Genomic DNA, 13,359 nt, shown 5'->3' on the forward strand with positions numbered 1-13,359 from the left:
CTACCATAAAGCCTTCTTTCTTGCAAATTTATTTAAAGTTGAGGATCCAGTGATAGAAAATGAAAGAAATTGACAAAAAATGCTTGACTTTGATATTTTTTATGATAGAATGAATAATGTAATCGTTAACAGGAGGTGGGTTCGTGCTAAAAAGCGAGAGAAAAAAGTTGATTTTAGAAGAATTGAGTAAGCATAAAATCGTCTCTCTAGAGAAATTGGTAGGCTTGCTAGATACTTCAGAATCAACAGTTAGACGTGATTTAGATGAATTGGAGTCTGAAAATAAACTTCGTCGAGTGCATGGAGGAGCAGAGTTGCCTCACTCCTTGCAAGAAGAAGAAACCATTCAAGAAAAATCTGTCAAAAACCTTCAAGAGAAAAAGTTGATTGCTCAAAAAGCAGCTTCTCTCATCAAAGAAAAAGATGTTATCTTTGTGGATGCAGGAAGTACGACAGCCTTTCTCGTTAAAGAATTGGAGCGAAAAGACATTACAGTGGTAACCAATTCCATTCACCATGCGGTTCAATTAGTGGATAAGCAAATCCCAACAGTCATTATCGGTGGTGGAGTTAAAATGACAACAGATGCCAGTATCGGAGGAGTAGCTCTCAATCAGATTAACCAACTGCACTTTGATCGTGCCTTTATTGGAATGAATGGTGTAGATGAAGGTTACTTTACAACTCCAGATATGGAGGAGGGCGCCGTCAAGCGTGCTATCTTAGAAAATGCTAAACAGACATATGTTCTAGCAGATTCATCCAAGATTGGTCAGTCTTGTTTTGCTAAGGTAGCTCCTATAAAACGTGCTATTGTCATTACAAGCAAGGGTCACGAGCTCTTGCCAGCTATCAAAGAGAAAACGGAGGTAATAGAAGTATGATTTATACAGTCACACTCAATCCATCTATAGACTACATTGTCCGTTTGGACAAAGTGGAAGTTGGTAGTGTTAATCGTATGGATAGTGATGATAAGTTTGCTGGCGGTAAAGGTATCAATGTTAGCCGTGTCTTGAAGCGTTTGGATATTCCAAATACAGCGACAGGTTTCATCGGAGGCTTTACTGGAAAATTTATCACAGATACTTTAGCTGAAGAACAAATTGAAACGCAATTTGTCCAAGTGGCAGAAGATACGCGTATCAATGTCAAGATCAAAGCAGACCAAGAAACTGAAATCAATGGGACAGGTCCTAATGTTGAGCCCGAACAACTTGAAGAGTTAAAAGCCATTCTTTCAAATCTCACAGCAGAAGATACAGTAGTATTTGCTGGATCAAGTGCTAAAAACTTAGGCAATGTCATCTATAAGGATTTGATTGCCTTGACCCGTCAGACAGGCGCACAAGTAGTCTGTGACTTTGAAGGTCAGACCTTGATTGATAGTTTGGATTATCAACCACTTTTGGTCAAACCAAATAATCATGAACTGGGAGCTATCTTTGGAGTCAAGCTTGAAAGCCTTGATGAAATAGAAAAATACGCTCGAGAATTACTGGCTAAGGGTGCTCAAAACGTGATTATCTCTATGGCTGGTGATGGTGCCCTTCTGGTAACATCAGATGGAGCATACTTTGCTAAACCGATCAAGGGAACAGTTAAAAACTCAGTTGGGGCTGGTGACTCTATGGTTGCTGGATTTACCGGTGAGTTTGTAAAATCAAAAGACGCAGTGGAAGCCTTTAAATGGGGAGTGGCTTGTGGAACAGCAACTACATTTTCAGATGATTTAGCAACTGCAGCATTTATTAAAGAAACTTATGAAAAAGTTGAGGTAGAAAAAAGATGAAAATTCAAGATTTATTGAGAAAAGATGTCATGTTGCTTGATTTGCAAGCAACTGAAAAAACAGCAGCTATCGAAGAAATGATTCATAGCTTGGTTGAACACGGATACGTGACAGATTTTGAAACCTTTAAAGAAGGAATCTTAGCGCGTGAAGCTTTGACTTCTACAGGCTTGGGCGACGGTATCGCTATGCCACACAGCAAAAATGCTGCTGTAAAGGAAGCTACTGTTCTCTTTGCTAAGTCGAACAAGGGTGTTGATTACGAAAGTTTAGACGGACAAGCAACTGACCTCTTCTTTATGATTGCTGCTCCAGAAGGTGCCAATGATACTCACTTGGCTGCCTTGGCAGAATTGTCACAATATTTGATGAAAGACGGATTTGCTGATAAACTTCGTCAAGTAACATCAGCTGATCAAGTCATTGAACTCTTTGACCAAGCATCAGAAAAACCTCAAGAACCAGTTCAAGCTCTTGCAAATGAATCTGGTGACTTTATCGTAGCAGTTACAGCTTGTACAACAGGAATTGCCCACACATACATGGCCCAAGAAGCTCTTCAAAAAGTGGCTGCGGAAATGGGTGTTGGTATCAAGGTTGAAACCAACGGTGCAAGTGGTGTTGGCAACAAATTGACAGCAGAAGATATCCGCAATGCCAAAGCTGTTATCATCGCTGCAGATAAAGCAGTTGAGATGGATCGTTTTGATGGTAAACCATTGGTGAACCGTCCGGTTGCAGATGGTATTCGTAAGACAGAAGAGTTGATCAACTTGGCTCTTTCTGGTAATGCTGAAGTCTATCGTGCTGCTAATGGAGCGCAAGCTTCAACAGCATCTAATGAAAAACAAAGTCTAGGTGGTGCCTTCTACAAACACTTGATGAGTGGTGTATCACAAATGTTGCCATTCGTTATCGGTGGAGGTATCATGATTGCACTTGCTTTCTTGATTGATGGTGCTTTGGGTGTGCCACAGGATAGTCTTGGCAATCTCGGTTCCTACCATGAGCTAGCTTCCATGTTCATGAAAATTGGTGGTTCAGCCTTCGGTTTGATGCTTCCAGTATTTGCTGGATATGTTGCTTACTCAATCGCTGAAAAACCAGGTTTGGTAGCCGGTTTCGTAGCTGGTGCTATCGCTAAAGAAGGTTATGCCTTTGGTAAAATCCCTTACGCACAAGGTGGCGAAGCAACTTCAGCCCTTGCAGGGGTATCATCAGGTTTTCTTGGAGCCCTCGTAGGTGGATTTATCGCAGGTGCCTTGGTGCTCTTGGTTAAGAAATACGTGAAGGTTCCTCGCTCACTTGAAGGTGCTAAATCAATCCTTATTTTGCCACTTTTTGGAACAATCTTGACAGGCTTTGTCATGCTAGCTGTTAATATCCCAATGGCCGCAATCAACACTGGTATGAACAACTTCCTTGGTGGTCTTGAAGGTGGATCAGCTGTCCTTCTTGGAGTCGTTCTTGGAGGAATGATGGCTGTCGATATGGGTGGACCTGTCAATAAAGCAGCCTACGTCTTTGGTACTGGTACTCTTGCAGCAACAGTGGCAACAGGTGGTTCAGTAGCCATGGCAGCAGTTATGGCTGGAGGAATGGTTCCACCGCTTGCAATCTTTGTGGCAACACTTCTCTTCAAGAATAAATTTACCAAAGAAGAACGTAACTCTGGTTTGACGAACATCGTTATGGGCTTGTCATTCATCACTGAAGGTGCGATTCCATTTGGTGCAGCAGACCCAGCTCGTGCTATCCCAAGCTTCATCCTTGGTTCAGCGGTAGCAGGTGGACTCGTTGGTCTTGCAAATATCAAACTCATGGCTCCTCACGGAGGAATCTTCGTTATCGCCCTTACTTCAAATGCTCTTCTTTACCTTGTCTTTGTCTTGGTAGGAGCAATTGTCAGTGGTGTAGTTTACGGTTACCTTCGTAAACCATTAGAAAAATAATCACAAACACATTCAAATGACTGAACACGAAAGTGGGCAGTCATTTTTTTAACCTCTCGAAAAGTTCATGAAATATGATATAATAGAAGCATGGCAAACAAGAATACAACTAAAACAAGACGAAGACCGTCTAAAGCAGAATTGGAAAGAAAACAAGCGATTCAACGAATGCTGATTTCTTTAGCTTTGGCTATCTGTTTAATTTTTGCAGCTCTCAAATGGGGAGCTGTCGGAATCACTGTTTATAACCTGATTCGCTTACTCGTGGGAAGTTTAGCTTATCTAGCTATTTTCTCTCTCCTAATCTATCTATTTTTATTTAAGTGGATTCATAAACAAGAAGGCTTGTTAGCAGGTTTCTTCTTTATTTTTGCAGGCTTGCTCCTCATCTTTCAAGCTTATCTTGTCTGGAAGCTTAGCATGGCAAATGCTGTTTTTCAAGGAACGATTGGACAAATCTTTAAAGATTTAACTAGTTTTCAAGTAACAAGTTTTGCAGGAGGAGGCTTGTTAGGGGTAGGTCTCTATATTCCGGTAGCCTTTTTGTTCTCAAATATCGGTACCTATTTCATAGGGGCAATCTTAATCCTAATCGGAGCTCTTTTAATGAGTCCATGGTCTATCTATGATATTGCTGATTTTCTTTCAGCTCGATTTGCTATCTGGATGGAGCGCCGTGAACAGAAAAAACAAGAGCGCTTTATCAAGCGTGAGGAAGAAAAGGCACGAAGAGAAGCAGAAGAGCAAGCAAGACTTGAAAAAGAAAGAGAAGAGCAGGCTTTGCTTGACATGCAGCCTGTAGATATGGAAACTGGAGAAATCTTATCAGACCAACCACTGCAAGAATTTCCTCCACTTCCAGAGGAGGAATGGGTAGAACCTGAGATTATTCTCCCGCAAGCTGATTTTGATTACCCTGAAGAAGGAGACTATCCAGAGGAAGAAGTTTTCTCTGAAGAAGATGATGATGACGAAGAGGTAGAAGTAGATTTTTCTGCTAAAAAGGCATTGGAGTATAAGCTCCCAAGCTTGCAACTCTTTGCGCCAGATAAACCAAAAGATCAGTCAAAAGAAAAGAAAATTGTTCGAGAAAATATCAAAATTTTGGAAGAGACCTTCGCAAGTTTTGGTATTAAGGTAACAGTTGAGCGTGCTGAAATTGGTCCGTCGGTGACCAAGTATGAGGTTAAACCTGCAGTTGGTGTCCGTGTCAACCGTATTTCAAACCTAGCAGACGATTTAGCTTTGGCCTTGGCTGCTAAGGATGTCCGTATCGAAGCACCGATTCCTGGGAAATCCTTGGTAGGTATCGAAGTTCCTAACTCGGAAATTGCAACTGTATCCTTCCGTGAGCTTTGGGAACAATCTCAAACAAAACCTGAAAATCTTTTAGAAATTCCTCTTGGGAAAGCAGTCAATGGTACGGCTCGTAGTTTTGATTTGGCTAAAATGCCTCACTTGCTAGTTGCCGGTTCTACGGGTTCTGGTAAATCTGTTGCAGTTAATGGTATTATCGCTAGCATTCTCATGAAGGCTCGTCCAGATCAAGTCAAATTTATGATGGTTGATCCTAAAATGGTTGAGCTTTCAGTTTACAACGATATCCCTCATCTCTTGATTCCAGTTGTGACCAATCCTCGTAAGGCCAGCAAGGCCCTTCAAAAAGTCGTTGATGAGATGGAAAATCGCTATGAGCTTTTCGCCAAAATTGGAGTTCGAAATATTGCTGGTTTTAATGCTAAGGTTGAGGAATTTAATGCTCAGTCCGAATACAAACAAGTACCTCTACCTTTAATCGTCGTAATTGTGGATGAGTTGGCTGACCTCATGATGGTTGCCAGCAAGGAAGTAGAAGATGCTATTATCCGTCTCGGACAGAAGGCGCGTGCGGCTGGTATTCATATGATCCTTGCAACTCAGCGTCCTTCGGTTGATGTTATCTCTGGTTTGATTAAGGCAAATGTGCCGTCTCGTGTGGCTTTTGCAGTTTCTTCGGGAACAGATTCACGTACGATATTGGATGAAAATGGTGCTGAGAAATTACTCGGCCGAGGCGATATGCTCTTTAAGCCAATTGATGAAAACCATCCTGTTCGTCTCCAAGGTTCCTTTATTTCAGATGATGATGTTGAACGTATCGTAAACTTCATCAAGGCTCAAGCTGATGCTGATTATGATGAAAGCTTTGATCCGGGAGAAGTATCTGAGACAGAAGGTGATTTTGGTTCTAGCGATGATGCTGGAGATCCTCTCTTTGAAGAAGCAAAAGCTCTTGTCATCGAGACACAAAAAGCAAGTGCATCCATGATTCAACGCCGTCTTTCAGTTGGATTTAACCGTGCAACTCGATTGATGGAAGAGTTAGAGTTAGCAGGTGTTATTGGACCTGCTGAAGGAACAAAACCTCGAAAAGTATTGCAACAATAAATTGTTTGAAAATAGAATAAAAATTCAAGAAATTACCTTTCTAAAATCGGGAAAATCTACTCTAATTTTTCGAAGGTGATTTCTTTTTTTATGCCTATGATTATAGGTGTTCTTGTAGTAAAAAAACTTTCAGGTTGGTCCGAAAATAAGATTTTACTTTTACTAATTTTAACTAATATAGTATTGATTTTTAAACTAGTTTTTGATATATTAAAATGGCATAAGAAATATTTATATGTTTAAAAAATAAGCGAAAAAAATGAAGGGAGTTATTTTTTTAAAATAAATTGCAAACGCTTACTTTTTAAGCAGGAAGGAATAAAAAATAATGGATAAAAGGTTATTTGAAAAACGTTGTAAATATAGTATTCGGAAATTTTCATTAGGTGTTGCTTCTGTTATCATTGGTGCTACATTCTTCGGAACAAGTACCGTTTTAGCTGATACAGCACAGACTGGTTCTACCGCAAATATGCCAGCTGATTTAGCAGCAGCCCTAGCAAATGCAAAAGATGATAATGGGCATGACTTTGAAGCGCCGAAACCTGGAGAGGACCAAGGTTCTCCAGAAGTTACCGAAGGACCAAAGACTGAAGAAGAAATACTTGCGAAAGAAAAAGAAGCAGTAGTACCATCTGCAACTGAAACAACCGAAAGTGAACTCCCTAAAGATCTACGCGAAAAGTTGGATAAGGCTGAAGATAGTGGACATTCTGCTTCAAAAGATGATTTAGCAAAAGAAGATAAAAGTTTAGTTCCAGAAGATGTCGCTAAAACAAAAAACGGTGAATTGAATTACGGTGCGACTGTTGAAATTAAGAGCGATGCTGGGACTGGTAGTGGGATTGTTATCGGAGAAAATCTTGTTTTATCAGTATCTCATAACTTTATCAAGGATGTTCCGGATGGCAACAATCGTAAGGTAGCAGACAATATCGAAAGCGATAAAGATGTATATACAGTTTCTTATGAAGGTGCACCAGACGTTAAGTTTAGTAAAAATGATGTAAAACACTGGGATCGTGAAGGCTTCCTAAAAGGTTATAAGAATGACTTAGCCATTGTCAAACTTCGCAAACCTCTTGCAAATGCTCCAGTTGAAGTTTTAGATAAACCATCTACCATTAAGGTAGGAGATAAGGTACACGTCTTTGGTTATCCAAAAGGAAAGCTCGATCCAATCCTTAATACCACTGTCGAAGCTATTAACAATCATGGCGAAGGCGTTCGTGGAATTAGCTACCAAGGAAGTGAACCTGGTGCCAGTGGTGGCGGAATCTTCGATGAAAATGGGAAATTAATTGGTATTCACCAAAATGGTGTATCTGGTAAACGTAGTGGTGGTATCCTCTTCTCACCTGCACAGTTAGAGTGGATTCAAAACTATATCAAAGGTATTGAAACAACTAAACCAGCTGGTCTAGATGCACTTGATAAACAAGTTGAAGATAAAGAAGAAAAACCAAAAGAGGATAAACCTCAAGAAGAAAAACCAGCTGACAATAAGCCGGCAGAAAACAAACCAGCTGAGAACAAACCAGCTGAGAACAAACCAGCGGAAAACAAACCGGCTGAAACAAAAGAAGTTAAACCAGAATGGAAAACTGTTGATAAGAAGGAACAACAAGGAACAGTAGCAATTCGTGAAGAAAAAGGTGTTCGATACAATCAACTAGCTTCAACAGCTCAAAATGATAACGGCAAAAATCCAGCCTTGTTTGAAAAAGAAGGTTTGACAGTTGACGCTAATGGGAATGCTACAGTTGATTTGACCTTCAAAGAAGAGTCTGAAACAGGCAAGTCTCGCTTTGGTGTCTTCATGAAATTTAAAGACACAGATAATAACGTTTTTGTAGGGTATGACCAAGGCGGATGGTTCTGGGAATACAAGACAAATGGTAGCGGACTTTGGTATCAAGGCGAACGTGTCGCAGCACCAGTAAATGGTTCTGTTAACCATTTGACGATCAGTCTCAAATCGGACGGACAACTGAACGCAACCAACAATGATGTCAAGTTATTCGATACTCTTACCTTACCTTCTGCAGTTAATGACAAATTAAAAGATGAGAAGAAGATTGTTCTTAAAGCTGGAACATACAATAGTAGCGAAAGAACAATTGTAAACATTAAAACAGATGACCAAGAAGGCGTTAAAGCAGACAAAGAAGTTGCTGAAAAAGAAAAAGGCGATGAAGTTGATGATCGTAATGTGAAATACGATACAATTGAGTCTACTGTTTTGAAAGCAGTCATTGACCAAGCCTTCCCTCGTATTAAAGAATATGTCCTTAATGGCAACAAGCTTCCAGGTCAACTTCAACCAATTAATCAAGTTGTTATCAATAAGCATGCCGTAACTCCTGAAGTTACCTATAAAAAAGTAAATGCAACAACTGCTGAGTATGAAATGAAACTCCGTGATGAGGAAAATCTCATTAATGCAGATATGACTGTTCGTTTACAAGTAGTGGGCAATCAACTTCACTTTGATGTGACTAAGATTGTCAACCATAACCAAGTAACACCAGGACAGAAGATTGATGATGAACGTAAATTACTTTCTTCTATCAGCTTCTTAGGCAATGCCTTGGTATCTGTTTCAAGTGACCAACCTGGAGCTAAGTTTGATGGGGCAACCATGTCAAACAATACTCACGTAAGTGGTGACGACCATATCGAAGTAACCAATCCAATGAAAGAATTGGCCAAAGGTTACATGTATGGATTTGTTTCAACAGATAAACTTGCTGCTGGTGTATGGAGCAACTCACAAAACAGTTACGGTGGTGGTTCTTATGACTGGACACGTTTGACAGCCTACAAGAACACTATTGGTAATGCTAACTACGTTGAAATCCATAGTTCTGAATGGCAATGGGAAAAAGCACACAATGGTATTGTCTTCCCAGCATATACTAAGGAACTTCCAAGTGCTAAAGTTGTCATCACAGAAGATGCCAATGCTGATAATAAAGTAGACTGGCAAGATGGTGCGATTGCATACCGTAGCATCATGAACAACCCTCAAGGTTGGGAAAAAGTAAAAAATATCACTGCATACCGTATCGCTATGAACTTTGGTTCACAAGCACAGAACCCATTCCTGATGACCTTGGATGGTATCAAGAAGATTAACCTCCATACAGATGGTCTTGGGCAAGGTGTCCTCCTTAAAGGTTACGGTAGTGAAGGACATGACTCAGGTCACTTAAACTACGCGGATATCGGTAAACGTATCGGTGGTACGGAAGACTTTAAAGCTCTTATTGAAAAAGCTAAGAAATATGGTGCCCACCTAGGTATCCACGTTAACGCTTCAGAAACCTATCCTGAATCAAAATACTTCAATGAAAATATCCTTCGTAAAAATGCTGACGGTAGCTATAGCTATGGTTGGAACTGGCTTGACCAAGGTATCAATATTGATGCAGCCTATGATTTGGCTCATGGACGTATAGCGCGTTGGGAAGAGTTGAAGAAAGAGTTGGGTGAAGGCCTAGACTTCATCTATGTCGACGTTTGGGGTAACGGTCAATCAGGAGACAACGGTGCTTGGGCAACTCACGTTCTTGCAAAAGAAATCAACCAACAGGGTTGGCGTTTTGCAATTGAGTGGGGCCATGGTGGTGAGTATGACTCTACCTTCCATCACTGGGCTGCAGACTTGACTTATGGTGGCTATACCAATAAAGGTATTAACAGTGCCATTACTCGCTTTATCCGTAACCACCAAAAAGATGCTTGGGTTGGTGATTACAGAAGCTATGGAGGTGCGGCTAACTACCCACTTCTAGGTGGATATAGCATGAAAGACTTCGAAGGCTGGCAAGGTCGTAGTGACTACAATGGTTATGTAACCAACTTGTTTGCCCACGATGTTATGACTAAATACTTCCAACACTTCACTGTTAGCAAATGGGAAAATGGTAAACCAGTAACCATGACTGACAATGGTGGCACTTACAAGTGGACACCTGAGATGAAGGTTGAATTGGTCGATGAGGAAAACAACAAGGTAGTTGTTACTCGTAAATCTAATGATGTCAATAGCCCACAATACCGTGAACGAATTGTAACACTTAACGATCGTGTCATTCAAGATGGTTCAGCCTACTTGACTCCTTGGAACTGGGATGCCAATGGTAACAAGCTTACTGGTGACAAGGAAAAAATGTACTACTTCAATACTGAAAAAGGTGCAACAACTTGGACACTTCCTAGCGACTGGGCAAATGGTAAAGTTTACCTTTACAAACTAACAGACCAAGGTAAGACTGAAGAACAAGAAGTAGCTGTCAAAGATGGTAAGATTACACTCGATCTTCTAGCAAATCAACCTTATGTTCTTTATCGTTCTAAACAAACTAATCCTGAAATGTCATGGAGTGAAGGAATGCATATCTATGACCAAGGATTTAACAGTGAATCTTTAGACCATTGGAAGATTGAAGGTGACGCTTCTAAAGCAACAGTTGTCAAATCTCAAGGTGCAAACCAAATGCTCCGCATCCAAGGCAATAAAGAAAAAGTTAGTCTCACTCAAAAATTGACTGGCTTGAAGCCAAATACAAAATATGCAGTTTATGTCGGTGTTGATAATCGTAGTGATGCTAAAGCAAGCATTACTGTTAACACTGGTGAGAAAGAAGTGACAAACTACACGAACAAGTCACTTGCTCTTAACTATGTTAAAGCATACGCTCATAACACTCGTACTGACAATGCAACAGTTAATGATAGAAGTTACTTCCAAAACATGTATGCCTTCTTCACAACAGGTTCAGATGTATCAAATGTAACCTTGACCTTGAGTCGTGAAGCAGGAGATGAAGCAACTTACTTCGATGAAATCCGTACTTTCGAAAATGATTCAAACATGTACGGTGATGGTCATGATACTGCAAAAGGCGTCTTCAAACAAGACTTTGAAAATGTCGGACAAGGTATCTTCCCATTTGTCATCGGTGGAATCGAAGGTGTTGAAGATAACCGTACTCACTTGTCTGAAAAACATGGTCCATACACACAACGTGATTGGAATGGCAAGAAAGTTGACGACGTTATTGAAGGAAATTGGTCACTCAAGACAAACGGTCTTGTTAGCCGTCGTAACTTGGTTTACCAAACAATCCCACAAAACTTCCGCTTTGAAGCAGGTAAGACCTACCGTATCACATTTGACTACGAAGCTGGATCAGATAATACTTACGCATTTGTTGTAGGTAAGGGAGAATTCCAATCTGGTCGTCGTGGTAGCCAAGCAAGCGACCTCGAAATGCATGAATTACCAAACTCATGGACTGATTCTCAAAAAGCGAAACGTGCAACCTTCCTTGTGACAGGTGCTGAAACTGGCGATACTTGGGTAGGTATCTACTCTACAGGTAACGCAAGTAATACTCGTGGAGATTCTGGTGGTAATGCTAACTTCCGTGGTTACAATGATTTCATCATGGATAAACTTCAAATTGAAGAGATTGTCTTGACAGGTAAGATGATGATAGAAAATGCTGTCAAGAATTATCTTCCAACTGTAGCCATGACTAACTACACCAAAGAAAGTATGGATGCTTTAAAAGAAGCAGTCTTCAACCTCAGTCAAGCCGATGATGACATTAGTCTGGAAGAAGCTAAAGCAGAAATCGATAAGGTCAATGCTCTTAAAGATGCTTTAGTAATGAAGAAAGTAGCTCTTGTGGCAGATGACTTTGCAAGTCTTTCAGCTCCTGCTCAGGCTGGTGAAGGTCTTGAAAATGCCTTTGATGGCAACTTGTCTAGTCTATGGCATACATCATGGGGCGGAGGCGATGTTGGTAAACCAGCAACCATGGTCTTGAAAGAACCAACTGAAATTACAGGCTTCCGTTATGTTCCACGCGGTTCAGGTTCAAATGGTAACTTGAGAGATGTGACTCTTGTTGTTACTGATGAAACAGGTAAGGAGCATACCTTCAATGCAACTAATTGGGCTGATAATAACAAACCAAAAGATATCGACTTTGGTAAGACTATCAAAGCTAAGAAGATTGTCCTAACTGGAACAAGAACTTATGGAGATGGTGGTAATCAATATCAATCAGCTGCAGAATTGATCTTTGCTCGTCCTCAAGTTGCTGAAGCAGATCTTGACACAAGTGCATATGAAGCAGCCTTGGCTAAAGCTCAAAAATTGACTGATAAGAGCAATCAAGAAGAAGTGGCAAGTGTAGTTGCAAGCATGAAGTATGCAACAGATAACCACCTCTTAACAGATCGAATGGTGACATTCTTTGCAGAATATTTGGATCAGTTGAAGGATTCAACACCAACCCCAGATCCAGAACCAACTCCAGATCCGAAACCAACCCCAGATCCAGAACCAACTCCGGATCCAAAACCAACTCCAGATCCAGAACCAACTCCAGATCCAGAGCCAACTCCAGATCCAAAACCAACCCCAGATCCAGAGCCAACTCCAGATCCGAAACCAACTCCAGATCCAGAGCCAACTCCAGATCCGAAGCCAACCCCAGATCCAGAACCAACTCCAGATCCAGAACCAACTCCAGATCCAGAGCCAACCCCAACTCCAAAACCAACTCCAGAACCTGAAGTACTAACAAGTAAAGGAAATCAAGAACCACCAGTAGTTGAAATTCCTGAATTTACAGGTGGCGTTAATGCTGCAGAAGCAGCTGTTCATGAAATTCCAGAGTTCAAGGGCGGCGTTAATTGGGTTGAAGCGGACAAGAATGAGCTCCCAGAGTTCAAGGGCGGCGTTAATTGGGTTGAAGCGGACAAGAATGAGCTTCCAGAATTCAAGGGTGGAGCTAATTGGGTTGAAGCGGCTAAGAATGATGTTCCTGAGTATAAAGAGACATTAGCTGCAGGAGACAATCAGACAAGTCCAGTTGCAGAAAAACTTGATCAGAAACCAGCTCTTACACCAACACCTGCTATGCAAGCAACACAAAAAGAAGCAGATCAGCCTAAACTTCCTGAAACTGGTGAAGGCACAACTGAACACCTCTTCCTAGCTGGTCTTACATTAGCAATGTCTGCTCTATTTCTTCAAAAAAGAAAAGAAGATTAAAATATAATAGAGTTTTATACTATGAAAACTCAAACTCCTAACTTATTGTAATGGAGAAAACCAAACACCTAGAGAGGACCTCTTGGTCCTCCCTTTTTAAAAGGGGAATGATA

5 protein-coding genes are annotated in these 13,359 nt (G+C 40.8%); all 5 read left to right on the forward strand.

What is annotated here, in order from left to right; translation table 11 throughout:
* The first annotated feature begins 143 nt into the window (after positions 1–143).
* On the forward strand, positions 144–884 hold the full coding sequence (locus HW271_RS03055; RefSeq protein WP_178894794.1) for a DeoR/GlpR family DNA-binding transcription regulator: 741 nt from the start codon (positions 144–146) through the stop codon (positions 882–884).
* Positions 881–1,792, forward strand: coding sequence for a 1-phosphofructokinase (gene pfkB / locus HW271_RS03060; protein WP_178894795.1), 912 nt, complete (start codon positions 881–883; stop codon positions 1,790–1,792). Before HW271_RS03055 ends, pfkB begins: the two co-directional genes overlap by 4 nt.
* Positions 1,789–3,744, forward strand: a complete 1,956-nt coding sequence (locus HW271_RS03065; protein ID WP_178894796.1) for a fructose-specific PTS transporter subunit EIIC — start codon at positions 1,789–1,791, stop codon at positions 3,742–3,744. Before pfkB ends, HW271_RS03065 begins: the two co-directional genes overlap by 4 nt.
* Positions 3,745–3,885: 141 nt before the next feature.
* Positions 3,886–6,171: a DNA translocase FtsK gene (locus HW271_RS03070; RefSeq protein ID WP_398588213.1), complete on the forward strand. Its 2,286-nt coding sequence runs from the start codon at positions 3,886–3,888 to the stop codon at positions 6,169–6,171.
* A 328-nt stretch (positions 6,172–6,499) separates the two neighbouring features.
* The gene (locus HW271_RS03075; RefSeq protein ID WP_178894798.1) at positions 6,500–13,246 is read left to right on the forward strand and encodes a SpGH101 family endo-alpha-N-acetylgalactosaminidase; all 6,747 of its coding nucleotides are present in this window, start codon (positions 6,500–6,502) and stop codon (positions 13,244–13,246) included.
* The last annotated feature ends 113 nt before the right edge of the window (positions 13,247–13,359 follow it).

It is taken from the genome of Streptococcus sp. oral taxon 061 (genome assembly GCF_013394695.1).
Lineage (GTDB): Bacteria > Bacillota > Bacilli > Lactobacillales > Streptococcaceae > Streptococcus.

Bases quoted from the DNA above. Each gene is read 5' to 3' on its own strand.
- pfkB (WP_178894795.1), top strand. From the start codon at position 881: ATGATTTATACAGTCACACTCAATCCATCTATAGACTACATTGTCCGT.
- HW271_RS03075 (WP_178894798.1), top strand. From the start codon at position 6,500: ATGGATAAAAGGTTATTTGAAAAACGTTGTAAATATAGTATTCGGAAA.
- HW271_RS03065 (WP_178894796.1), top strand. From the start codon at position 1,789: ATGAAAATTCAAGATTTATTGAGAAAAGATGTCATGTTGCTTGATTTG.